This is a genomic window from Okeania sp. SIO2F5 (assembly GCF_010692685.1).
GTDB classification, from domain to species: Bacteria; Cyanobacteriota; Cyanobacteriia; order Cyanobacteriales; family Microcoleaceae; genus Okeania; species Okeania hirsuta.
Map to the genome: position 1 here is coordinate 1 of NZ_JAAHGU010000082.1, position 25,721 is coordinate 25,721.

Here is a 25,721-nt window from a genome sequence, read left to right on the forward strand (position 1 = left end):
ACTTTTTTACCCAGAGCTTGCCTTTTTCCCTAACAGAAATCAATTTAATTATTTTCCCAGATTGGTCGCAACCAGAAGAAACGGTGGGATTAGAATTACAAGCAGTAATCAAAAATCTGGTGACTCATCCAGATAGAGGTAAGATGACTTTATTAATAGATAACAGCAATATTTCTGCTGAGGATGCAGATTTAATTTTATCTAGTGTGGTGGTGAATTTGTTAATGGAGTCAGAATTAGAGGTAGATGAGAGACCAGAAATTGTTTTAGTTGGGGAGTTGAGTCAAATACAATGGTCAGCTTTAATTCCTCAACTGCAAGGTTGGATTAAATTGGAAAATGAGAATGGGGAGGCGATCGCTCAAGTTAAAGCAGATAATATTCCCCTAATTGAATTATCAAATTTATCAGATAAAACCTCAAATAAAATTGATTGATGACTAGATTTTTTCACGACCAATTTGCCAAACAATATTTAGAAGAATTACTATCAACTATTGGAGAAGTTAAAGCACCCCGTGAAGTTCGAGGAGAAACACGACAAATAGATGTTTGGTTTTCACCTAGAACGCAACTTCAAGGAAACCTAGAAGCACTTGGATTATTGGGGCGTTTTGCTACAATACCAGCTCTATTTGAACCATTCCGCAATCCAGCAACGCCGGATGAAATTATTAATTGTATGCTTAAGTTGTGGGAAGTTCGTGGAGAATTACAACGTGAAGCTAAACGTAAGCAGACTCAACTAAGGTCGGCAGATTATCCCAAGTTGTGGATACTAACCCCTACAGCTTCCCAAACAATATTAAGTGGATTTGGTGCTATTTCAGATGAACAAAACTGGTTGCCAGGAATCTATTTTATGGCTGACTATTTAAGGACAGCAATAGTAGTAATTCATCAGTTACCTTGTACCCCAGAAACTCTCTGGCTGAGAATTTTGGGTAGAGGAAGAGTTCAATCAACAGCAATTGATGAATTAGAAGCATTGCCAGCGGATAATTTGTTTCGTTCAAATGCGCTATTGTTATTAGCAGATTTGCTAAGTAATATAGAAGTAAATCAAAATTTAGAATCAGAAGATAGGGAGTTAATTATGCGATTATCACCACTTTTTTCACAAAGATTAGAAGAGGCTACAAAACAAGGTATGCAACAAGGTATGCAACAAGGTATACGAGAAGAACGCCGAGAACAAATAGAAAATATTCTCAAAGTTCGTTTTGGTACAATAGATAACCAACTAGAGGCAATAATTGAGCCATCACTTTCTCTTTTACCTGCTGAGTTAGTACCTTTGTTATTGCAATTATCTCGTGATGAATTGTTAGCTAGATTTGTTGGGCAAAATGGTACTCAAAATTGAGTAGTTTAATCCTGAGCTTGAGGAAGAAAAACCAAGCTACACAATTTGAAATATTGCTTTTACCTTATTCGTGGTTGACTAGCAGTTACAACCTGTTCTACAGTCAACTCTAGTTCTGGGAAAGTAGGGGAAATAATCCGATCCTTTCCCCGAAATGGCTGACTCTGATATTCGCCGTTAATAAGTTGATAAACAAAAACTGTGGGAACTTTAGAACGACCTAAATAAGACCGAGAAGCGATCGCTAAATAATCCACTATCCAATACTCGGAAATCCCTAAACCCTTGTACTCGTCCAATTTGTCAACATAGTCATCCTCCCAGTTAGTTGAGGTTACCTCCACTGCTAACCTCAAAGGTTCCCGAAACCCCTGGTATGTGTAAAGATATCTATCCCAAATCTCCCCATCCACTACAGAAACGTCGGGAATTCGCCCTTGCTCTTGCCCTTCTTTTGTTACCGTTTTTACCAATGCAGTGCGTGTCACTACTAAATCCAAATTTAGCCGCTCGATTTCGCGGTCAATATTTCTCTGGATTAAATTCGCAACGTTTTCATGGGCACCAATGGGTCGCATTTCTCTGATTTCTCCATCCACAAGTTCGTAAATAACCCCATCTTCTGGGTATTGGTCGATAAATTGGTCAAAAGTTAGTCTAGTTTTAGTTATATTCATAGCGATCGCTCTTTTATCAATAACAGTCACTATAGTTTAATAGCGATGATTTGCAAAAAACATTCTGGGTTTGTACTACTTTCAGTCATAGGATGACTTTAGCTACATTTTAACTAACCTGATCAACTTCCCCCCTCAATATACCTTTGCCACATTTGCTCGTAAGCGTTTTCCATTTCGCGGGTAAATTGTTTGGCATTCCACAATGGAGCGGTTTGCTTCGACTTTCTCAATTTCCAAGATATTTCCTGCCGTAATTTTTCATCTTTCCCTAATCTAATTCCCCACTCTACATATTCTTCATCACTCCAAGCAATACCTTCGGTGATGCCAGCATTTATCATCATGGTGTAGCTATTGCGTGCTGCAAATTGTTGACCAACCCGCGTTACCATGGGGATGCACATCCAGAGAGTTTCTAATGTTGTTGTTGCACCGTTGTAGGGATAAGTATCTAAAACAATATCTGCAATACCTAAGTTTGCTCGATGAATTTCTTCTCGAGCTACTTCTTCTATGGGAATGAGGCGATCGCTACTAATACCTTCTGATTCAGCAATATCTATCAATAATTCTGATAAAACGTCTGAGTCACCAAATTTTTTAAACAAGAAGTAACTATTGGGAACTTCTTTGAGGATTTTCATTTGCAGTCTGACAGTATCAGGGTTGCACTTATAACTTCTCTGAGCAGTAAAATAAACCACTGCATCACTAGGAATACCTAAATCTTCCCGTTTCAGACTGGGTACATCTACCTCAAAACCATCCACTGCAACATAAGTTTGAGGTAGTCGCCAAATTTTATGGGGATAATAATCTTGAGCGTTTTCTGGCAAAACATAGGGATCGGCAATATAGTAATCAATAGTTGGTATTCCTGAAGCATCCCATCCTAACCATGTTGCTTGAATAGGTGCTGCTTTCATTGCCATAATTGAACAACTATTAATTAATGTCATACTATCTAAATCAATTAAAATATCAATTTCATCTTCATAAATATCTTCTGCTACTTCTGTACTGACAATGCTATAAATATGAGTTTTAGTGGCTTGATTACTGTACCACTGTTGCAGATGATCGTTCCGATGTTCTGCTCCTAACATATACGAATAAATTTCATATTTATCTCGATTATGATACTTAAATAGCCAACGGGCAATCCATCCTACAGAATGTCTTCTTAAACAATGGGATAAATATCCTATTCTCAGAGGTTTTGTCTGTGAACTGACATTCTTTTGCTTGTTTAACCTCTGACTGTATTTGTTTGTTTGCTCCTGACAAGCTGTTTCTAAATTTAGCTGACAGATTTGTGATAACTGACTACGAATTTTGAGATTTTTTTCTGGGGAGTCTCTAATGTATGGAAAGATATAACCCATGTTATACAAACGCATGGCAACTCTACCCAGTTTTTCTGGAGGTTCTGCTGCTAGAGCTTGTATGAGAGACTCTTGTTGATCTAATGTTTCTCTAACTTTTTGATCGGCACCTCTTGAGGTTATTAAAGCTCGACAAATCTGAAAATGAGAGATTATCTTTTCGTGTATATCTGTAGATAAAGAATAGGATTTTTCTGCATATTCAATTGCTAAAGCATAGTCAGTTAACTCTACAGAAAACTGAGCCATAGTTCTTAATAGCTCTCTATTTTCTGGGGCGATCTTTAATAACAATTCTGTGTATTTTCTAGCAAATCCTACTGAAGCGAAAGAATATGCAATTTGAAATATAGGTGGAATTAGAGAGTTGACGAGAGTAGTTCGATTTTCTATTCGAGGAACAGCAACTGTGGCAAATTCTATGGATGATAAACTTTTAGGGTCATAAACTAATAGCTTTTTTAATATGTGCAGCAATAAATTTTGCTCAAATTCTATAGTTGTATCATTTTCTAATAGTGCAATAATTTCATACTCCCTGAGTTGTTCTCCTGTATAGTTTTTGAGAACAATAGATAAATCAATCAACTGTAATAAATTATTAATATCAGTGGGGTGAATTTCTCTAATGTGTTGTCTGATGACCCAAGCTACAGAATAATCTTCTGTTAATGCTCGTCTATTTGCTTCTATTGCTAATACTTCTAATAATTCTGCTGTCCACAACTCAACTTCTTCTGTTTCTCCATCTGCCATACCTAACAGCCAAGTTGTTTGTGCTTCCTCTTCTTGTCCTTCCAAGAGTAACATTAATCCCAATTGCCAATAGTATGACTTATTTTGGGGATGTAAGCTTATGGCTTTTTCATAAAGGTTAATAGCTTTACCGTAGTTACTATTAACTAAACATTGATTAGCTTGTTGTTGCCAATCACTAGGTAATTCATCAGCAATCATCAGAACATAAGTTAATAATTTACAAAAATAATAGGTAGCGCATAATACGCTACCCTTAAGTTTTTGAGTTTAAAGGCTAAAGTTATAGAGGTGTTGGATAGGCGCCGCCTTCACATTTAGCGCTCGTCTCATTATAATCAGCAGTTGGTTTTTCTCCCTCGCAAAGAATAGTCTGAGAAGTAAATGCTCCAGATGCGTCTGTCAGATATACTACTCCTGCATATCCTTTAAGACCAGCAGCAGCTTCTGCAGTCCAAGCTGCTGCTCCACTGCTGCCACCATCCTCTTGTATATCGAACATATTGTCACTAATAGCATAGGTATAGTTATTCGTAGCGGTTTTGATACCTAAACCAAGCTTTCCTATCTCCTTGTCAATTTCGCCAGCGATAAAAGTACCTTTCTCTGCATAATAAGCTTGCTGACCCTTGCTAATAGAAGCCAAATACTGCTTCGCTTCAGACTGCTTCGCTTTGTTAGCTTGGTTTAAGAAAGAAGGCAACGCAATAGCAGACAAAATACCAATAATAATGATAACCACCAACAATTCAATCAGAGTGAAACCCTCTTCCTTTCTCTTCTTAGCAACGTGCTGTAAGAACTTAGCCTTAAATTCAGTTTTCATTTTTTCTCCTATAAAAATTGGACAAATAAATTTTTTCCCATGAATCTAACTTACCCACCTTGGCAAAAATTCATATCATCCCCCAGGAAATTTTTTCAGTAGGTTGGGTTGAGGGACGAAACCCAACAGCATTAATCCAACACCAACAGGACTTACACAAAATGGGTTGAGGGACGTAGCAAGATCCCGAAGGGTAACCCAACAGCATTAATCCAACACCAACAGGACTTACGCAAAAAATGAAATTATACACCATTTGTAGGGGCGATTCCCGATCTGTAGGGGCGATTCGCGAATCGCCCCTACTAGATATGGTGGTTCTGCCTAAGTCCTGACCAATAAAGGTTTGTTGGGTTTCACTATCGTTATACCCAACCTACTGGACTAAAACCTGTAATCTTGCCAATATTTAGTAGGTTGGGTTGAGGGACGAAACCCAACACCATTAATCCAAAACTAATAAAGGTTTGTTGGGTTTCACTATCGTTCTACCCAACCTACTAACTAACTGAAAGCCCCCCTTAGCAAGGGGGGTTGGGGGGATCTAACGCTCCAAGAGCACATAAAGAAAAGGATCTAGAGTATCCAATAATTCTTTAACCTCCTCCCAACACCTATCCTGACTCACAACTTCCAAAGTAATCGGGTCTAATGGTCTAATCTTGACCAACCGTTCTACCAAAGATTCTACAGTACAAACCCCATCCCACAAAGGCAGCAGACAAACAGCAATACTACTATCTATATGAATAGGTGTTAAAGTGGGCAACTTCACATATTTACTAATTTCAAAAGGTTTATGGTTATTAATACAGTTAATTAAATCCTCTCTAGCTTGAGAATTTCGTAACTGAGGATGGAGATGTACCTTGGCCTTTTGCCAATCAGAGTCTGTCCATTCGGAAACAGGGACAAAAGATTGACCTTTTTGGGGATGACCACACCAAAAATCCAGCAAACGGTGCATGGGTTGTAAAAGTTCAAATAAATGCAGTCGTTCCTCTACAGAAATTTCAGGTAAACTCATGCCTAAAAAAGCTGGCAAATCATCTTCATTTTTAAACAAATCCATTATTTCCCACTGTCGCCATTTCACCATATTAATAAATTCTAGATCGGCACTTTTCAAAGCAGCAAAAACTTCTGGAATTGTATAACCTTTATCTCCCAATAATAAATAATTACTCAGCATCCATTCTTCATTTTTTGCCCTTTCGGGTTTCCAAATTTGCCGTTTCAGAATAATTGAATCTTTCAAAGCATCCAAAGTTTCTCGTGCTAGTTCCATTTCCATTTCTCCAGGATTTTCATTCATTAATCCCATCATTTGAAAAACTTCTTGCACCTTAAAATAGTTATGACGTTGGAGGGAACTATGGAGATTTGTTCTAATAATTCCATCTGGTTTTAAAACAGATTTCATTCCCTGTAAACCAGCAACTATATCTGGCAATAAATACAGCACTTCATCACAATTAATATAGTCAAACTCTAAACCTAAACTTGGCAGTTCTTCTATAAGCAAAACATGAAATTCGGCATTATCAAAACCATGATATTTCAGACGTTGCCGAGCTAATTCTACAGACTTTTCCGAAATATCAATCCCGACTATTTTCGCCCCCGGATTTGCTTCTGCTAATACTAAAGCCTTATAACCACTGCCACATCCCGCATCTAAAATAACTTTATCTTTGGTTTCTATAACTTTTTGATTTCTCAGATAATATGGTGTGACAAGATTATGAATAAAAAGTGATTCATAGTCATCCTTAGGAGATTTTTCTACAGGTATTCTGGGATAAGTTACAAAATCAAATTGTTGACGAATTTTTGCTTGTAATTCTGATTCTTGATAGTTCATAATTGTTTGATTGGTAGTGCTGAGTTAGAAGAATAGTTAGGGATTGCTGATTAAATATAAAAGCATTGACATATAAATACTTTAGCCTTTTTGGGAACGAAAAAAGTGCCCCTGTTTCAGCTCTTCACGCTCATGCATGGAGCGTATTTTAGGCACATAGTTGGGCAGAAAAATCATTCTTACAAAACGCCCGCTCCTACTTCCTCGCTCCCGATCCATTTCTCCTGTATCCAGTATAGCTGTCTCCTGTCTCCTACCCCTACTAAAATACTTTTTCAGCAAACCCTAGTTATTCATATCTATCCCCCTAAATCCCCCTGAGAAAGGGGGACTTAATAGTTATAAATGTTTATCTGAAAATAGGGGGACTTGAAAATAAAAAGCTTACTTAATTAAACTGAAAATTGTATAGTTATAATTTAACTAAATGTTGATTGAGATAGTGGCTACACAAAATCAAGTCAAAATTTATCCGGCGGTTTGGAGAGCAAATCTCTACAGAGTATTAGGAAAAGTTCCGTTCTTAGAAACCTATGATCATCTATAGAAATCTATGATTATCTGTTCTATTCCTGCCTCATTCTGGCAACGTCGGCGTTCTCCAGTCCACAGGCTGTCACGGTCGTTCGCGTTAGCGTTGCGGAGCAAACTGACCGCCATAGCTAAATTTAACGCTGCATTAAAATCTCGTTCGCGCTAGCGTTGCGGAGCAATCGCAGCTAAAATTGCAGTATTCGCAATTGAACAAACGCTCTGATAACAACAGAGACTCGCGATTCAGTTCCACACCTACTGCAAGTTTTAGAACTAGGAAACCATCTATCAACAACGATTAACTCAGAACCGTATAATTCACACTTATACTCTAATTGTCTACGAAACTCATAAAAACCCATGTCAGCAACAGCTTTAGCTAGCTTGTGATTTGACATCATTCCTGATACATTCAAGTCTTCTATTACTATTTGACTGTGGTTTTTAGCCAAATAGGTTGTTAGTTTATGCAATGTATCTTTCCTGATGTTAGCTATTCTATTATGTAACTGGGCTATTTTTAGCTGGGCTTTTTTCCAGTTCTTGGAAAATTTGGTTTTATGCCTGTTTATGTATTGCAGTCGTGATAGTTTAGACTCTAACTTTTTGTAAGACTTAGCACCAGAAAAGACTTCTCCTGTTGACAATGTTGCCAAAGTTTTAACTCCTAAGTCTACACCAACTACATCTATTGGTTTCTCAGTAATTTGACACTCTCTTTCTACGAGGAAACTGACAAACCATCTATCAGCTTTCCTGCTAATAGTTACAGATTTAGGAGTGACATTATCTGGCAGTATTTCATAAGTTTTCATCCATCCGATTCGGGGCAGTTTTATATGATTAAAACCTACTGATATTGAACCATCTAAAGTAAAACTATCGTCTTTACCTTTTTTCTTAAATTTAGGTACTTCCGACACTTTACTAAAACAACGCTTCCAAGCATTTGACAAATATCTCAAAGCATATTGAGGCGCTGTTTTAGAAACCTCGTAGTACCAATAGTTATTGGGTTTGACCATTGCTACTAAAAGCTTATGCAGGTCAATTGCAGTCGGAAATTTCAGCTTACTATCAGGATTATGGGAATTGTGATTCAGGATGTTCCTAGTCAACCATAGTCCCCAATTATAAGCATGGCGGGCTACACCAGCGTGCTTGACCAGTAAGGTTTTTTGTTTATTATTTGGGTGTAACTCAGTTTGGAATCCTAGTAGCATAAAAAATATAGATTCTACTAGATAATAGTAGATAATCTATGATTATGTCAAGCTGTTAAAAACCCCCATTTTTAAGGCGGTTAGGGGGGATTTAATTCTACATTTTGCAAAATATTTAATCCTTAATTATAACATCTTGACATCCTCCCCGGCCTAAAGGCACAGGGATTCCTACCGAGCCATAGCTCCTCGGCGGGTTGACGTTTTGCTGGCGCAAAGCTCCGCTAACACTGACTTCTGCTACCTTAACGGTAGTCTTATGTTTGCCTCCACGTCCGTTTTTTGTCTCGGACTGCCCGCCCGCGACTAATATATTTCTTGCTGCGTTTTCGTCTCTATCATGTTTACTGCCACAGTTTAGACACTCCCACTCCCGAACTGAAAGGTCTAACTTTCCACCTTTAAAACCACAACATGAACACTTTTGTGATGTTGGTTCCCACCTGCTAATTATTCTAAAATCACGACCGTATTTTTCTGCTTTTCCTTCTAGGAATGTTCGGAAAGTTCGCCTTCCTCAATCTGAATTAGCTCTGGATAATTTACGGTTTTTAAGCATTCCAGAAACATTTAAGTCTTCTAAAACAATTGTTTGGTTTTCACGAATTATTTTAGTAGATAGTTTATGAAGAAAATCTGTCCTTGTATCTTTCAGTTTGCCATTAAATTTTGCAACTCTTAGCCTGGCTTTTTCATGTCGTTTAGAGCCTCTAGTTTTATGAGATAATGACTTACTTAATTTTCGATACTTATTAATGCGTTTCTTGAGCGGTTTTGGTGCGTCAACTTTTTCTCCATTACTCAAAGTAGCAAAAGTTTTGATTCCTAAATCTATACCTACTGAATTATCAATTTGAGGCAACTCTTCTGGCTGTATTTCTACTACAAAACTAAGAAAGTATCTATGAGCTGAATCTTTAATTACTGTTGCTGATGATGGAGTAGCAGGCAGATCTCTTGACCAAACTATTTTCAGCTTTCCAATCTTGGCTAAATAAACTTTGTCCTGACCAACTTTAAACCCTCCTTTCGTAAACCTAGCCGTTTGCTTCGATTTCCTTTTTTTAAATTTAGGAGGTTTAACAGGTTTACCTTTTCTATGGCCTTGAGTTGATTGAAAAAAGTTTTGATAAGCCTGGTTTAAATCATTCAAAGATTGCTGCAATGGTATAGCAGAAACCTCTGATAGCCATTCTCTATGTTCAGTCTTTTTAGCAGATGTGATAAACTGTTTTTGTAGTTCAGAATTAGTCGGTTTCTTCTCTCTTTGAGCGTGCTTTTCTTTGCAGCAAGCTAGGCTATCATTCCAAACTACGCGAACACAACCAAATAGTTGCGCTAACTTGGTCTGCTGATATTTAGTTGGGTATATTCTATACTTGTATCTAGCCCTCATCTTAAATTTATTTTTGGTCTGTATAGTATAACTATAGCATAGTTGAATTTGGTATGCAATATGTTAAGACAAGAAAGACATAGTATCTCAGACTTAAAAGTACATTTGGTATGTGTGACTAAATATCGGAAAAGTGTATTTACAGCAGAAGGATTAGAATTAATCAAGGATTCGTTTGAGACTGTAGCTAAGAAGATGAACTTCAATATATTAGAGTTTAATGGGGAAGCCGATCATGTTCATGCAGCTATTGAATACCCACCTAAATTGTCTATATCTCAAATAGTCAATCATCTTAAAGGTGTTTCTAGTAGATTATATGGAGCAGCAGGATATGAAAAACCCCACAAAACTGCGCTTTGGAGTCCTTCATATTTTGTGGCTTCAGTTGGAGGCGCACCACTTGAAACTCTGAAAAAGTACATTCAAGGAGGAAAGTCCCCCTTTTAGGGGGAGGCTTTAAACCCAATTTTCTGGTAATATGAATAATAAAATAATCTTCATTCTCAAAGTCCTAATTCTCTCTGCTGGACTTTCCCTCTCGATTAAATATGCTGGCCCCTACCTTTCCATTTCCTCCACAGCAACCAATGCCATCATTGCTGTATTCACACCTCCAATAGTTGTAGGGATATTATTGGGATGGCGACTTTGGGGACAAGTTCAAAATGTGGAATAAAGGGTAAAGAAAGTGGGTTTTTTAGGTAATTTCAGAGAAATTTGAGAAAAGTAAGAAAACTTGATGACTAGATTCCTTTATGACCAATTTGCTAAACAATATTTAGAAGAATTACTATCAATTATTGGCGAAGTAAAAGCACCCCGTGAAGTACAGGGAGAAGCTAGGCAAATAGATGTCTGGTTTTCACCACAACCACAACTTCAAGGAAACCTAGAAGTATTAGGATTATTAGGTCGTTTTGCCACAACAACTGCTTTATTTGAACCTTACCGAAATCCTGTAACCCCTAATGAAATTTGTAGTTGTTTGCTGAAATTACTGGAAGTTAGGGGAGAATTTCAAAGAGAAGCGAACCGCAATAATAGCCGTATTTATGAAGATGATTATCCGAAATTATCATTTTCTTTGTGGGTTTAATACCCCACCGTCAACGGGGGTGTTCACGCATTACTTGGGGGAGCGAATCCCCATGTAATTTTCCTCCTGTCTACTGTCTCCTGTCTCCTGTCTCCTACCCCTACTAAAATACTTTTTCAGCAAACCCTAATTACCTCTTCTTTTCAAGGAGAGGATTGACTAATCATGAAAATTTTTTCTCTCTTGGTCGATTGGAGGACAGCGAGGAGACCCGTTCTTACAGACCCGCTCCGAAGTACGCCATCCCACCCTTCAGGAAGCTCCGAAGAGAGAACTCCGTTCCGCTGTCGCGAACGACCGCTTGTTTCTCCTTTAAAACAGAGGATTTTTACCTTAATTATTCGGTAATAATCTCACAAATGATAGATTTGTCTGCTGTAGATTTAGCCAGATTAATAGTAGATTTATCTAATTTATCTCCTACAGAAATTTTGGCGAGATTTAAACCAGAAAATTGAAAGTTTTAGACAGCTCTAAATTAACCTATCACCTCTAGTAAAAAACTATGTTTTACCTAATAAGTATTGAAACTTTTTGGGAGTAGGGGTGTAACGGAGTCGGCAATGAGGAGAGGTCAAATCAATAAATTTTATGATAATAGTTAATCATATTTAAAGGATTTGTCATTGTTTCTTTGTCTACTTCATTCCACTAGCTTATCTGACCATCAACGTTTGCTCTAGTTATGGGTAAAGTATAGACTAAAAAATGGGATATTTTTGTTTGATGAAGGCAGCTAATTCATAAGCGATCGCTGCTCATTTATTCTGTTTTAACCAAACTAATATCAAGGCGTAAATTGTAATTAAATATTACACAAATTCAAGATAGAATACATTAACCTATATACTTAAAATCCATACTTTAATTATAATTCTTGTGAATCTAGGTAATTGGGTTGGACTATTCGTCATCCTCGCTTCCATATATATATTGTGGCAGATCCGTCAATTATTACTGCTAGTATTTACCGCAGTGGTAATTGCTACTACTCTCAATAAACTAGCTAGATGGCTACAACGTTTCAGCATAAATAGATCCCTAGCTGTATTAATATCGGTCAGTCTATTTATACTAATAATTGTGACTTTTTTCTGGGTAATTGTTCCACCTTTAGCGGAGCAGTTTCAACAGCTAATAACTATTGTTCCCTTGGGTATTAATAAATTAAATGATTGGTTGAATATACTCAAAGAACAATTACCTATTCAACTTAGAGAGCAATTACCAAACATTGATATTAATGAAGTTGTTACTCAACTACAACCTATATTTAATCAACTAATTAATAATGCTGGAGAGTTCGTTGGTAATACTTTCGGAATATTTCTGAGCTTACTACTAATTCTAGTTTTAACCATAATGATGTTGGTAAATCCTAGTGCCTACCGTCAAGCATTTATACAATTATTTCCCAATTTTTATCGACAACGAGTAAACCTAATTTTAAACCATTGTGAAATAGCATTAGGAGGGTGGGTAATTGGCACTTTAATTAATATGAGTGTAATTGCTTTACTAAGTTTTATTGGTCTATCTATATTGCAGCTCCCTCTGGCTTCAGCTCAAGCTATTTTGGCAGGGTTACTAACTTTAATACCGAATATTGGACCGACTCTTAGTGTAATTCCACCGATGGCGATCGCTCTGATAGATTCTCCTTTAAAATCTGGTTTAGTTTTGTTGATTTACATTCTGATTCAACAAATTGAGGGTAATATTTTGACTCCTTATGTGATGGCGAAACAAGTTTCTTTGTTGCCTGCTATGACATTAATTTCCCAAGTATTTTTTGCTAGCTTTTTTGGATTTTCAGGACTTTTACTCGCTTTACCTTTAACAATTATTGCTCAAGTCTGGATTAAAGAGTTATTAATTAAAGATATTCTGGATAATTGGCAAATTGAAAATTTTTCATATGAAAGAAATACCGTCAATGTTATGACTAAATCTGCGGAAGTTAATCAGAACCAGGTAGAAGATAAAATTGATTCTAAAGTAGAGCAAGTAGAAGATCAAAGTACAGAATATTTACCTAAATATAGTTCAGATTCAGAAAATAGGGAATAGGGAATAGGGAACAGGGAACAGGGAACAGGGAGGAATAATTGATAATTTATGGATAATAATTGATTTTATTTTTGATTTTTGGATATGTCTATTTATTAATAGACAACATGAAATTGCAACATTCTTTCCTAGCAACAAAACAAGTGAAAATTTAAACCACATTAACTGCCACAATTAACTATCGCAAAAAATATTATTTCCTGATGAGAACAATTGCTGAAATTAACGACAAAATTATCAACAAAAAAGCCGTTGTATCCACAGTAACAGAAGTAAAAACTAGAGTTGCTGAAACCAGTGTTACCCAAGTAGCAAAAGAAGTTGATGTAATTACCACTGGGACTTTTGAGCCAATGGAGTGCTCTGGAGCTATCATTAATCTAGGACATACCGACCCACCAATTAAAATTCGCTCCTGCTGGTTAGATGGTATCCCTGCTTATTCAGGCTTTGGGGCTGTGGATTTATATCTTGGCGCCACTCAAATACCTGAAGATAGTGAAGAATCTAAAGAAAGAGGTGGTGGTCATGTAATTGAAGACCTAATTGCAGGTAAACCTGTCCATCTTAGGGCAATTGGTCAAGTAACAGATTGTTATCCCAGAGCTACCTTTGAAACGACAATTACCCGTGAAACAATTAACCAGTTTTATTTATTCAATCCACGAAATCTATATCAAAATTTTATAGTTGGTGTAAACGGTGGCGATCGCCCTCTATTTACCTATCTTGGGCCTCTGATGCCAAATTTAGGTAATGCAGTTTATTCTAATACTGGTGCTATTTCTCCACTATTCAACGATCCAGATTTACAAGTAATTGGTATTGGTACTCGTATATTTTTGGGCGGTGGTATTGGATATATAACTTGGGAAGGTACTCAACACTTTCCTTTACAAAAACGTTTACCTAATCGTACTCCCATTGGACCTGCTGCGACTTTGGCCTTGATTGGAGATGGGAAACAAATGCAATCTAAATGGGTGCGTGGTTGCTATTTCAAAAATCATGGTCCCTCAATTATGTTGGGTGTAGGCATTCCTCTGCCTGTTTTGAATGAGAAAGTAGTGACTAACTGTACTATTCAAGACCAAGATATTGTTGCACCAGTAGTAGATTTTTCCATTCCCCGACGGGTACGTCCAACTTTTGGTTTAGTTAGCTATGCTCAACTCAAGTCTGGTCGTATAAAAATAGAGGGCAAACTTGTCAGAAGTGCCCCTCTTGCCAGTATTTTCCTTTCTAATCAAATTGCTTTAGAGTTAAAACAGTGGATTGAAGCAGGAGAATTTACTCTAACTGAATCAGTTGCTCCAATTCCTATGGATAGAACTTTTTTACCATTTCTAGAAAGTTAATTTTGAATAAGAGTTAGGGGAGCTGTTCGATTCGTCTGGCGCAGAAGTTAGGAGTCAGAATGGTTTGGACAAATTTACTTGCTACTTTTATTTCGTGTTTAATTTTGCCTACTTATATCAATTTGATATTTGATAAATGTTTCTTACAGATAGTAGGGACTTTGCATGCAACTTCCCTACGAAATAACGAATAAGCAAGAAGGAAGAAGGGTTCAACAATTAATAATTAGGGTTTGCGCTCAAAAGTCTTATGGGTGAGGGTAGGAGTCAGGAGTCAGGAGACAACCCACCCCTCGCCCCTCCCCCTCCCAGGAGGGGAAGTCAGGAGAAATGGGAATTATAGAGGAGGTTAGGAGGAAGAATAGTCTCTTGATTTTTCTGCGCAACTATGCGCCTAAAATGCTAAATTTTTGAACCTAAGCGACCTAAAAGGTTGGAATTTTTTCAACTCAAAAATCCTAAAACCTTTATATGTCAATGCTTTTAGATTTATTCAGCAAGCCCTAATTAATAATTAATTATTAATTATTACCTCTCCTTGAAAAGAAGAGGTAAGACTCAAAGAAAAATTTTTTCTTCTCTTGGTCGATTGGAGGCCAGCGAGGAGACCCGTTCTTACAGACCCACTCCGCTGTTAGCGTTTGCGGTAGCATTCCGGAACGGAAAGCTTTGCGGTAGCAAACGTCATCCCACCCTTCGGGAAGCTCCGAAGAGAGAACTCCGTTCCGCTGTCGCGAACGACCGCTTGTTTCTCCTTGAAAGGAGAGGTTTTAAACCTTAATTATTCGGTAAATATTGAAAAAAAGGAAAAAACGATATAAATAACTATCTAAAATGAGCTGGAACACCTATTTTTAAGCATATCCAATCTATATCTAGCTTTTTGTAGAATTCTTTTTTCAAATTCCCCAACATAATTTTATACTTATTGAACACTTCAGTTATTAGGTAATAATAATAGTTCACTCATGTTTTTAGCAATTATTTATATGAAGTAAATATATTTTATTCGTTATTTCTCTACTCTATACAGATGTTGTATGCAAGGTATCTCACATATTATTGAAGAAGGAGACAGGAGACAGGAGACAGGAGACAGGAGACAGGAGACAGGAGACAGGAGGAAAATTACATGGGGATTCTCACCCCAAGTAATTTTGAACACCGTGTAGACGGTGGGGTATTAAACCCACAAAGAAAATGATAAAATGTAGCAAAAATGCGTGATATTTGGTATTAATTTTGCATAGGTACTTAGATATAAAATTAAAGATAAAGATATTGATAATTTATTTGCTACTCCTTTCTTTCCTTTTTCCCTTTTTCCCAAGTATGCTAATTATGAGAAAATTCTCCAAACTTTGTCGCTCAAAACTCTAAAAAAACAAAAATAAATTATCCTACTCATCTGTATTTTTCTTTTTTTTAGTAGGTTTAGGAATAGGTTCTTTTCTTGTTGGAGCTGAATTTGCCGAATTATAATTCTGGGAAGTAGGTCTGCGAGAATAATTACTTCTTCTATTATCATTAAATGTTTTTCGACCTTTAAATGGAGGCTTACGACGATTATTAACAAATAGACTACCTATATCATTAGCATATTGAACGACAAGAAATGTATCCTGCCTTTGAATATGTAAATCCCAGAAACGATTCAGTGGGCGATCGCCTAAATTCCCTTTTAGTTTCAGCTTGAAAAACCTAGGAGTATCTTCATCCTTGCGAGGAGCTTGTTTAACTCTAACTATTATATATTCTTCTTCTTGAGATTGATAAATTACTTCTCCTCGGATGGAAAAATAACCATCATTTAAGCTGAATAAACTATCTATTTGAGTCTCATCATCAGTAACAATAGTAGTTTGTTGAGAATTATCTATATCTTCTGATGTTTGTGGTATTTCTTCACTTTGATTATCTTCAGCAGTGGGAGAAATGGTCAAAGAAGAAGTAACATTATCTTTTGATTCAGTATTTTTAATTTTTCTGAGGGTTTCTGGTTCCCATACCCCCATAATTTGGATATGTAGGTCATCATTTTCTTGTCTAGTACGAGGATAAACAACCCACAGATGTTCCTCCTCTAGGTCTAAATGATTTTTTAATAGACTCATTACCCGACCTAACAATACAGCATCTATTTCTGAACCATCTGGAGTTTGTAAACTGCCCCGTGTAAATTGTTCTGTAGAAGGTTGATAACGACCTCGAACTAAACCTATAGCTCGATACTGTTTTGGTTCACTTGGGGGAGCAATTGGATGTTGTCGCACAATAGTATTATCTTGATTAGGAGTATCAATTTCATTTTGATCTAAATCTTGAGATTCCCAAGAATTTAACGGCTGATTATCTGTCACAGTTAAAGTATGAATATCTCGATCTTTCTCTTTGGCCATGTCTTTACCTGAAGATTTATTAGTTAATTTTACCGAAAAATTGGGGGATGTGCCTCGCCCTTATAGGGCAACTTTTTAATTGATTAAGTGGGAAGACATAAGCTATAGTATTATTGTCGCGGGTGGGCAATCCGAGACAATAAATCGACACTATTGTTATTAATCCAATTAGATTGTTGATTAATCCGTACATTTTCCACAATTCTTTAATTTTCTTGGCTCGTTTGCACAGCATACCGTAGGAAATGAAAAAAAATTGGACACGTATATAATGAATTGTGGAAGTATTTGACAGTTTGCTACAATAACAAAGGCAAGAACCAAGCTAACTTAATTTAATTCTCAGGGTTGAAATCCTATACAAAACTTTTAAGAGTAGGTTGCCTATAAAGGTGGTTAACAAATCCATTAACCTTAAAATACCCGAAAATAATGGAATAGAGTAGCAAAGTTTTCAAATTAATCAAAAGCTTTTATTAGGTGGAATTACCACCGATTTTAAGCCTGTGGAGAAGATTAGGTGGCAACCTTCGGGTACTGCGCAGGAAGCTATTCTCCAAAGCTCAAACCGCAGTTTGGGTAAGTCTGAATAAGTTCAGTAGAACGGAATTTAATCTCATGGTAGATAAACGTCGTGGTTTTTTGATGGCGGTGGTGGTGTTGGTAATAATTGCTTTTTTAGGATTTTCTCTATCTCCTTTATTAGGGGGACTATTAGAGGCCAATCAAAATAATGGTCAATCCACTCCATCTTCAACTCAGACTCCTGTAGCAGATCAAGAAGCAGATTTGCTGGCACAAGCACGGGGTTATGAGTTAGTTTTACAAAGGGAACCAGATAATCAAACTGCACTACAAGGACTTTTACAAGTTAAGTTAGAGTTAATTCAATCAGGAAAGGGCAATATTGAGGATGTTATACCTCCATTAGAAAAATTATCTGAATTAAATCCTGGTAATACAGATTATAATGTACTGCTAGCTCAAGCTAAAACATATACAGGCGATCGCGAAGGTGCGGCTCAAATTTATCGTTCCCTTCTGGCAGCTAAACCTGGAGATTTAAAGGCTTTGCAGGGTTTGGTTAATTTGTTGTTGCAACAGGAGCGCCCGGAAGCTGCTATTGGCTTATTACAGGATACACTAAAAGCGGCTCCTGTGGCAAATCAAGTGGAAGCTGGAAGTATTGATGTGGTTTCAGTGCAGTTGATTTTGGGACAGGTTTATGCAGAGCAGAAACGCTACGATGAGGCGATCGCTGTTTATGATGAAGCAATTAAGGGCAATGCTGAAGATTTTCGGCCTGTTTTAGCTAAGGCAATTATGCTCAGAGAGCAAGGTAATAATGAAGCTGCTCAAGAGCTTTTCGATCTGGCAATAGAACTAGCTCCTCCAGGATTTAAAGATCAAATTAAGCAGGAAGTTTCGGCTAATTCCGGTTCCGAACCACAAGCATCTCCAGAATCAAATGCTACTGAAACTCAGGTAGAAGAGTAGAAAATAATTAGATTAGCATTAGCTCCAAATTAGTTAGGGTTTGCGCTCAAAAGTCTTATGGGTGAGGGTAGGAGACAGGAGACAACCCACCCCCAACCCCTCCCAGGAGGGGAAGACAGGAGGAAAGGGGAATTTAGAGTAGGTAGGAGTAAGAATTGTCAAAATGATTTCTCTGCCCAACTTTTGCCTAAAATACCCTCCATGCATGAGCATGAAGAGCTGAAAACCAGGCACTTTTTTCGACCTCAAAAAGGCACTTGTCTTTATATGTCAATGCTTTTAGATTTAATCAGCAAGCCCTAGTTAAATTCAAACACTAAAAAATTTTGGACTTAAAGATTTATTTAATCTATTGAACTCTGATAAATTATCAGGGTCTTTTTTTTGCAAGTAAATAGCTAATACTAATTAACCCTACTCCCAATATTGTGACTTGATCTATTAGTGTTTGAGAAGTTTCTTGATGAGGATTAAGACTATATTTCCAATTTCCTACCTTTGCCATCATCAAGTCTGTTTGACTGTAGGTGTAAAGAAACTTTAACTCCAAATTACTGTTTTGTAGCAGTAGAATTAGAAGTTTTGTAACTGCTATTGCTTCATTATTAGCTTTCGAGTTAATAACATCACCAATTACAGTAGTAGGCTCTATTTTAACATCTGTTTGGGTTGCCTGAGCTGTTAAAAAAAATTCTGAGGCATTATTATTAGCTGCCTGTGCTGAATTTATATCGATCGTGCTGTAGCTAAGAATAGTACTAATAATTATAGAGGCTATTTTTATAAATTTTATAAAAGGGTTTCTCATCTCAGTATATTCCACAATACTTAATTAAGATTTTTCACCATAGAGACCTGTTCTAATTAAACTTTTGTGAATTAGTTAAATCACACATCCTTAAATGGATGAAGCTAGAAGAACTTTTTTTCTCAACAGTATTATTACTGATGTGCCACTTTTATAGTATGAGCTTTGTGTCAAGCTGTGTACTGATAGAATAACGGAGAAATAATGATTTAGATCACTGACAAAATAACTTTTTTATGAGTATATATCCTTAATTAAGGATTTCATTTTTCTCAGATCTAAGTAAATTTACACAAAAGATCGGCAAATGATTAGCCAAGAAGTCGCAAATACTCAACCTTAATACAAACATCCATTGCTAAATTTAAACCTGCATCTAATGCTTTATTTGCTGACTGCCAATCTTTAACATCTAGCTGAGTCCAAATAGTTTTGGCATGAATAGCGATCGCTGAGTCTACTATTTCTGGTAAATATTCAGAACGGCGGAAAACATTAACAATGTCTACAGGTTCAGGAATATCTGTTAAAGCAGCATAACTAGGTTGACCATCAATTTCTTTAACTACTGGATTAACAGGATAAACTTTATAACCTACCTCTCGTAAAAATCTAGCAATTTGATAGCTAGTACGAATTGGTTGATCAGAATGACCCACCACAGCAATTACTTGAGAATTTGTGAGTATCTCTCGCTTCAGACGATCGTTAATATTCAAATTGACCATGATTTTGTTTAATAAGCAATATATTCTAAATAGGACAATATTATGATATAGCAATATGATTTGAGTTGTGAGATATTGGAGAGTTTTAGGGAACAGGGAACAGAGAACAGGGAACAGGGAAGAAAAAAACGAATATATATGAAGTAAGATAACTGCTATATTCTATACTTGAAAGGAACACTTCAATTTTCACATCTGATTCCTGATTGCTATATAATATAAATTAATTTTTTATCCAAAAATTATAATATTTTGATAATTAGTTATGACCGAAAAATTATGGTCAATAATCTCCCATTTTAAGGGGATAAAAAAAGAGAATATTCTAGATTTAAAGCCTCTAGTTGAAGCAAGAGGTACTGAATTTTGTAGTTCCGATTATAGGAGGCTAACTGATAACTGAAATGACGAAAATTAGTAGTGAGTATTCGCGTTAAATTTCTGCAAAACAGCCTTTTTTTTAATTAGATGCTAGACAATTTTTTATCCTCTACAGCATCAGACTTATAAGCACTATTTAAACTGTTGAAAATTACAATTTATTTTGCGGGTTTAATACCCCACCGTCAACGAGGGAGCTTAAAATTGCTTAGGGTTATCAGACACGGAGTTGCCGGTCGTTGACTATCCATAAGCAATTTTTCCTTCTGCCTTCTCTTCTGCCTTCTTCAACATTTAATCATTAGACATCTCCAGAAAAGAAACTTGCTCTTTATTTACTATAAACTAGGGTTGTAAAAGTTACTTACAAAATCATTTTCCGTATTTTTTTCCTAAAAACATCTTCCCTGTTCCCTGTTCCCTGTTCCCTATTCCCTACTGTTACAAAAAGTCTATATCTTTTTCACGCCTATGTCTATTACCAATTACCAACAATAATGAACAAACCAATTAATATCTTCGAGTATGGATCTTTGGCAACACAACATTTATCTCAAATGACACTAGATTATTATGCTAGTGGCGCATGGGATGAAATTACTTTGCAAGATAACCGTACTGCTTATGAACGATATAAATTACGACCTCGAATGTTAGTAAATGTTAGCCAGCGAAATTTAACTACAAAAATCCTGGGACAGCATATTAAAATGCCAATTTTAATTGCCCCTATGGCTTTTCAATGTTTAGCACATCCAGAAGGAGAATTAGCAACAGCAAGAGTAGCAGCAGATTTAGGTACAATAATGATATTAAGTACCATGTCCACTAAAAGTTTAGAAGATGTGGCATTAGCTCCAAATGTGCCAAAAAATTTTTGGTTTCAACTCTATGTACATCGCGACCGCGGTCTAACTCGTGCTTTAGTAGAAAGAGCTGAAGCTGCAGGTTATCAAGCATTATGCTTGACAGTTGATGCACCAATTTTGGGTAGAAGAGAACGCGATCGCCGAAATAAGTTTACTTTACCATCTGACATGGAATTAGCTAATTTAACGTCGATAGCAAATTTAGAAATTCCTCAAACAGAAGATGAGTCTGGGTTATTTGCTTATTTTGCTAATCAACTAGATCCAGCTCTTACCTGGGGAGATATAGACTGGTTGCAGTCATTGACATCATTACCTATAGTAGTTAAAGGAATTTTGCGGGAAGATGATGCTATTCGAGCTGTAGAACATGGGGCAAAAGGCATTATTGTTTCTAATCATGGAGGTCGGCAGTTAGATGGAGCGATCGCCACTCTTGATGCTCTCCCAGAAGTAGTTGCAGCAGTGGGACATCAAGTTGATGTACTGATGGATGGAGGTATACGCAGGGGTACAGATATTCTCAAAGCATTAGCATTAGGGGCAAAAGCTGTTTTAATTGGGCGTCCGGTTTTGTGGGGACTAGCAGTGGATGGAGAAGCAGGGGCGGGTCATTTGTTGGAGTTATTGCGCGATGAATTAGAAGTGGCAATGGCATTGAGTGGCTGTGCTAAGATAGAAGATATAGATTCTAGTTTAGTTCGTTATATTTAAAATAAAGAAGGAAGAAGGAAGAAGGAAGAAGGAAAAAGTGGATGGGGACTCTAACCCCAACCAATTGTAAACACCGCAAATGACGGCGGGGTATTAAACCCAAAAGAAAAAGATAAAAATTTCAGGTTTATTCATCTAATTGGGTGAAGTTTTCTATAGGTAATAATTCTGTAATTGAGTCAGATATAAAGTTCAAATAAGGTTGTTTATTTAGATGGAAAGTAAAAAAATGAACAAATCTAAAACTATTAATAATCCCAAAGTATATGAAACTAAAAATACAGGTATGGCTTACCTTTTATGGTGTTCTGGTTTTTTAGGTATTTGCGGATTACATAGATTTTATTCTGGGAAATATGTAACTGGTAGTTTGTGGTTAGCTACTGCGGGTTTATTAGGAATTGGTCAATTGTTTGATGTCTTCTTTATTCCTGGAATGGTAGAACAGAAAAATCTCAAAAATTTCAAGAAACAATTAGATTCTGGGGATATATATAATTACTTTTCTCAAGAACAAATAGTGAGAATGTTAGAAACTAATCCCCCAAAATCAGACACACAAATTATTCTTCAACTAGCTAAGGAAAATCCAGATGGAATTTCAATAGCAGATTGTATAATTGCTACAAATAAAACAGTACCAGAAATGAAAGAACTGTTAAAAAAATTATATAAAGAGGGCTTATTGGAAATGGATAATCACCCCGAAACAGGAGCTGTTATTTATAAAGTATTTTAAATTTTTAGATTGTTTAAGTTGAGCTTATTTCTTAAATCTCTAATATGATGTTCCCTTGAATACTTATAAATCAGGGAGTAGGTCATTTCAGTTATCAGTTATCAGTTAGCCTCATAAGGTAAATAACTAACAAGATATCTTTACTTAATACAAATAATTGCTATTATTGTTTTTGGCGTGCGATCAAAGGTTAATCAATTGAGCTATAATTAAACCTTAATATGAAAGTCAGCTTCCTTGACTTTAAACTTTATATTCATTTAAACACTGTCCTTAAGTGGATAGTCTTATTGCTAAGAGCTGACAGCTAATAGCTGTTTGCGCAGCATTCCGCAGGAAATGCTTACATTCCCTATTCCCTGTTCTCTGTTCCCTATTACCTAGCGCGTAGCGCTATATACAAATATAATTGTTGTAAAAATCCACAATGACTCAAACAGAAATAAACACAATTACCGTTGCTAAAAAAGCATTTGATAAATTTACTCATGGTTTAGCAACTGGAGAATGGGAAGCATTTTTGGATATGCTTACTGATGACTTTACCTTTTGGTTTCCCGTAGGAAAATTTCATGGTTTAAACGAAGGAAAAGACCGCGCTAGAGAATTTTTTCAGTATGTTTCTGAAGCTTATAGTGAAGGACTTTCAATTACTTCTTTAGACAATATTACTAGCAACGAAACAACAGTAGTATTTGAATTTCGGGATGAAGGCCCAATGTGGGGAAAAGCTTATAAAAATCGAGTAGCAGTTTCTTTTGATGTCAGAGGAGATAAAATTTGTTCCTACCGAGAATATTTAGGTAGTGATGGTAAGTCGAATTAATTAGCTATAGCAGGGAATAGGGAATAGGGAACAGGGAACAGGCAATAGGCAATAGTGGGAAAAATATTTCCCTGTCTTACAGTTTATTACCAGTCTATGTCCTAACCAACCCATTCTTTGCTATATATAAATATCTCCAGAAAAGGGGGAATAGGGAGCAGGGAACAGAGAGAAATAATTGATAATTTACGGATAATACCATTTTGAAAAAAAGAATATTACAAAACTTCCCCTCCTGGGAGGGGGAGGGGCGAGGGGTGGGTTTACTCCTAAGAAATAGCCTAACTATTTGTAGCAAACATTTATCAAATTGGTATTACAGGAGCAGGACTACCAGAAATTTTACTATTCCCTATTCCCTATTCCCTAGACCTCTTGCAAAAGTTTTAATTAAATCAATTCAAAATAAAGATATGAAATCAACAATTTCATCCCCCTATTCCCTGACTTCTGCAAGAAGTATCCTATCTAAATTTCTGAAAAATCCTTTTTCTTTTCTACTAATAATGCTTTAGCTTTTTCCTTAATTTTGGCATGATATACTACTCCTTCATAAGCATAACGATTATAACCACTATTAACAATTAACTCCTCTAAATAACGTACCCTTTCTGCGGTCTCTGGATGAGTAGATAACCAAGCAATAATACCTCTATCTTCTGTGTCTTCATTCAGAGTCTTCATTAAATTTCTTACCCCATCTGCTGCATAATCTGCTGATACTAAAATTCGTGTTCCTAATACATCTGCTTGACGTTCCATTTCTCGACTATAGTTAAGTACAATTAAATTACTAACTACACCACCAGCATAAGGAATATATTGAGTAACGCTACTAATTAAATTACCTTCAGACATTAACTGAAATCCATGAGATAATACAGTATGAGCTAGTTCGTGAGCAAGTAAACCTGCTAATTCTGCTTCAGAATTTGTCTTAACTATTGCTCCTAAATTAATAAATATTTGCCCGCCAGGTAAAGCAAAAGCATTAAGATTTTCATCATTTATTATATAAAACTGATATTCAAACTCGTCTCTACCAGTCATTTTGGCAAGTTTTTGCCCAATAGTATTGATATATTCAAGAATTGTTTCATCTTCAACCATAGGTAAACTTTTAGTTGCAGATTTTGCTAAACTCTTGCCAATTTTTGATTCTCCTCGAAGCATTAATGCTGTTGTTTGAACTGCATTCATAGCAGCAAATGGATTACCAGTAAGAGCTACTCCTAAAGCGCCAGTAACAACATTAGCAATTGTATTTCCTCTTAATTTTGATTTGAGCTGAGACTGAAATTTTTTTCTATAGGTTTCTGCTAATTGATTAAATTCATCTACTTGGGAATGTTCGGGATTCATTAAAGCAAATTGTTGAGCAGATAAAGTTGCTTCTAACCATTTTTCTTCATTTGCTAGGGCAGTAATTTGAGCTTTCATTAATTCCGGTTCGTTGGGATATAAACTCGCTGCTTGATGTAATATTTCTAAGGATAATTCTGTTTGTTCATCAGCTTTTAATACTTCTGCAAGTTTAATATGAGCTGGAATAAATTCAGGATATTCTTTGACTAATAATTTTAAAGCTATAAATATTTGAGTCTCTAGATTTTTAGCTAATCCTTCTTGTGCTTGTCGCCAATAAACTTGAGCTGTTACTGGTAATTCTCTGGGTTCATAAATTGGTTTAGGGCGATTAATTTTAGCTTCAATATCTTCAGAAAATGGTTCTTTTACTTCTCGGTAAAGTTTTTCAGCTGCTGTTTTTTCTCCTGATAAATAAAGTCGGTCTGCTTCAGCTAATTTTTGTTCTGGTGTTTCTGGCCGAAAATTAGTAGGAAATATTTTTGCTGACGGAGGTTTTTGAGGTTGATTTTCTAGAGTATTTGTTTCTGCTAAAGCTAAGTTTTGCAGGGAAAATAAGCTGATTATAATTGTGAAATAATTTATAAAAATTTTCATAGTGTTATTTGATATTAAATCTGGTTAAACAGTTATAGATTGGTTAAGTCTTTAGGAGTCAGTCCTCAGGAGTCAGGAGGAAAGAGAATCACAAAGATGAGTATAGTTATGACGATTCGAGAATTTTTTATGTCCAATTAAACGGATTTGATATGAGTAAAGAATTTTGTCTATATAGCAGAAGGAAGAAGGCTTTAGTTATCTAGGAGAGAAGTAAGAAGCAAGAACTAAGAAGGCTTTA

The 25,721-nt window shown here is 36.2% G+C and carries 22 protein-coding genes and 1 pseudogene; 12 read left to right on the plus strand and 11 right to left on the minus strand.

The genetic code is table 11. The annotated features are described in order from the left end of the window. Window positions 1-437, plus strand: a pseudogene (locus F6K27_RS21585) (FkbM family methyltransferase); the annotation flags it as partial. Then, window positions 437-1,366, plus strand: a complete 930-nt coding sequence (locus F6K27_RS21590; RefSeq protein ID WP_287300915.1) for a hypothetical protein — start codon at window positions 437-439, stop codon at window positions 1,364-1,366. The pseudogene F6K27_RS21585 and the gene F6K27_RS21590, both read left to right, overlap by 1 nt. 59 nt (window positions 1,367-1,425) lie before the next feature. Here F6K27_RS21590 and F6K27_RS21595 read toward each other — a convergent pair whose 3' ends face one another. From F6K27_RS21595 to F6K27_RS21620, 7 genes are all read right to left on the minus strand, one after another. Then, a complete protein-coding gene (locus F6K27_RS21595) occupies window positions 1,426-2,073 on the minus strand; it encodes a Uma2 family endonuclease (RefSeq protein ID WP_353736043.1) in 648 nt (215 codons plus the stop codon). A gap of 92 nt (window positions 2,074-2,165) precedes the next feature. Further along, window positions 2,166-4,388, minus strand: a complete 2,223-nt coding sequence (locus F6K27_RS21600) for an O-linked N-acetylglucosamine transferase, SPINDLY family protein (RefSeq protein ID WP_287275853.1) — start codon at window positions 4,386-4,388, stop codon at window positions 2,166-2,168. Window positions 4,389-4,470: 82 nt separating this feature from the next. Next, window positions 4,471-5,013 carry a type IV pilin-like G/H family protein gene (locus tag F6K27_RS21605; RefSeq protein ID WP_287275851.1) on the minus strand — a complete coding sequence of 181 codons (543 nt, stop codon included), beginning with the start codon at window positions 5,011-5,013 and terminating at the stop codon, window positions 4,471-4,473. A 544-nt stretch (window positions 5,014-5,557) separates the two neighbouring features. After that, the gene (locus F6K27_RS21610) at window positions 5,558-6,877 is read right to left on the minus strand and encodes a class I SAM-dependent methyltransferase (RefSeq protein ID WP_287278697.1); all 1,320 of its coding nucleotides are present in this window, start codon (window positions 6,875-6,877) and stop codon (window positions 5,558-5,560) included. 719 nt (window positions 6,878-7,596) lie between these two features. Next, entirely contained in the window at window positions 7,597-8,634 is a 1,038-nt protein-coding gene (locus tag F6K27_RS21615; RefSeq protein WP_287278698.1) for an RNA-guided endonuclease TnpB family protein, read from the minus strand. 115 nt (window positions 8,635-8,749) lie between these two features. Then, window positions 8,750-9,088: a zinc ribbon domain-containing protein gene (locus F6K27_RS33895; protein WP_353736045.1), complete on the minus strand. Its 339-nt coding sequence runs from the start codon at window positions 9,086-9,088 to the stop codon at window positions 8,750-8,752. 63 nt (window positions 9,089-9,151) lie between these two features. After that, window positions 9,152-10,030 carry an RNA-guided endonuclease TnpB family protein gene (locus F6K27_RS21620; protein WP_353736044.1) on the minus strand — a complete coding sequence of 293 codons (879 nt, stop codon included), beginning with the start codon at window positions 10,028-10,030 and terminating at the stop codon, window positions 9,152-9,154. 60 nt (window positions 10,031-10,090) lie between these two features. Between F6K27_RS21620 and tnpA the strand changes: the two genes are divergently transcribed. The 6 genes from tnpA to F6K27_RS21650 all read left to right on the plus strand — a co-directional run bounded on the left by tnpA (window position 10,091) and on the right by F6K27_RS21650 (window position 15,729). Continuing rightward, window positions 10,091-10,480 (plus strand): IS200/IS605 family transposase, encoded by a 390-nt coding sequence (tnpA, locus tag F6K27_RS21625; RefSeq protein WP_124154966.1) that lies wholly within the window; start codon window positions 10,091-10,093, stop codon window positions 10,478-10,480. A gap of 31 nt (window positions 10,481-10,511) precedes the next feature. After that, window positions 10,512-10,709, plus strand: coding sequence for a hypothetical protein (locus F6K27_RS21630; protein WP_287278699.1), 198 nt, complete (start codon window positions 10,512-10,514; stop codon window positions 10,707-10,709). Window positions 10,710-10,772: 63 nt separating this feature from the next. Next, window positions 10,773-11,129, plus strand: a complete 357-nt coding sequence (locus F6K27_RS21635; protein WP_287278700.1) for a hypothetical protein — start codon at window positions 10,773-10,775, stop codon at window positions 11,127-11,129. Window positions 11,130-12,008: 879 nt separating this feature from the next. Further along, window positions 12,009-13,199, plus strand: coding sequence for an AI-2E family transporter (locus tag F6K27_RS21640; RefSeq protein ID WP_287278701.1), 1,191 nt, complete (start codon window positions 12,009-12,011; stop codon window positions 13,197-13,199). A 203-nt stretch (window positions 13,200-13,402) separates the two neighbouring features. Continuing rightward, a complete protein-coding gene (locus F6K27_RS21645) occupies window positions 13,403-14,557 on the plus strand; it encodes a homocysteine biosynthesis protein (RefSeq protein WP_287278703.1) in 1,155 nt (384 codons plus the stop codon). Between the two features lie 1,040 nt (window positions 14,558-15,597). Next, entirely contained in the window at window positions 15,598-15,729 is a 132-nt protein-coding gene (locus F6K27_RS21650; RefSeq protein WP_287300916.1) for a hypothetical protein, read from the plus strand. Window positions 15,730-15,957: 228 nt separating this feature from the next. Here the strand turns inward: F6K27_RS21650 and F6K27_RS21655 are convergent, their stop codons facing one another. Beyond that, window positions 15,958-16,956, minus strand: coding sequence for a hypothetical protein (locus tag F6K27_RS21655; RefSeq protein ID WP_287278704.1), 999 nt, complete (start codon window positions 16,954-16,956; stop codon window positions 15,958-15,960). Window positions 16,957-17,574: 618 nt separating this feature from the next. Here F6K27_RS21655 and F6K27_RS21660 point away from each other — a divergent pair. Continuing rightward, window positions 17,575-18,453, plus strand: coding sequence for a tetratricopeptide repeat protein (locus F6K27_RS21660; RefSeq protein ID WP_287278706.1), 879 nt, complete (start codon window positions 17,575-17,577; stop codon window positions 18,451-18,453). 370 nt (window positions 18,454-18,823) lie between these two features. On the opposite strand, the gene F6K27_RS21665 is transcribed toward F6K27_RS21660, so the two are convergent. Continuing rightward, on the minus strand, window positions 18,824-19,261 hold the full coding sequence (locus F6K27_RS21665) for a hypothetical protein (RefSeq protein WP_287278707.1): 438 nt from the start codon (window positions 19,259-19,261) through the stop codon (window positions 18,824-18,826). 311 nt (window positions 19,262-19,572) lie between these two features. Continuing rightward, window positions 19,573-19,989 carry a CoA-binding protein gene (locus tag F6K27_RS21670; protein ID WP_124143695.1) on the minus strand — a complete coding sequence of 139 codons (417 nt, stop codon included), beginning with the start codon at window positions 19,987-19,989 and terminating at the stop codon, window positions 19,573-19,575. A gap of 878 nt (window positions 19,990-20,867) precedes the next feature. Between F6K27_RS21670 and F6K27_RS21675 the strand changes: the two genes are divergently transcribed. The 3 genes from F6K27_RS21675 to F6K27_RS21685 all read left to right on the plus strand — a co-directional run bounded on the left by F6K27_RS21675 (window position 20,868) and on the right by F6K27_RS21685 (window position 23,518). Then, a complete protein-coding gene (locus tag F6K27_RS21675; RefSeq protein WP_287278709.1) occupies window positions 20,868-21,953 on the plus strand; it encodes an alpha-hydroxy acid oxidase in 1,086 nt (361 codons plus the stop codon). A 229-nt stretch (window positions 21,954-22,182) separates the two neighbouring features. Continuing rightward, window positions 22,183-22,692, plus strand: coding sequence for a TM2 domain-containing protein (locus F6K27_RS21680; RefSeq protein WP_124143693.1), 510 nt, complete (start codon window positions 22,183-22,185; stop codon window positions 22,690-22,692). A gap of 427 nt (window positions 22,693-23,119) precedes the next feature. Then, window positions 23,120-23,518, plus strand: a complete 399-nt coding sequence (locus F6K27_RS21685) for a nuclear transport factor 2 family protein (RefSeq protein WP_124143692.1) — start codon at window positions 23,120-23,122, stop codon at window positions 23,516-23,518. 468 nt (window positions 23,519-23,986) lie between these two features. On the opposite strand, the gene F6K27_RS21690 is transcribed toward F6K27_RS21685, so the two are convergent. After that, window positions 23,987-25,480, minus strand: a complete 1,494-nt coding sequence (locus F6K27_RS21690) for a M48 family metallopeptidase (protein WP_287278711.1) — start codon at window positions 25,478-25,480, stop codon at window positions 23,987-23,989. Window positions 25,481-25,721: the final 241 nt, after the last annotated feature.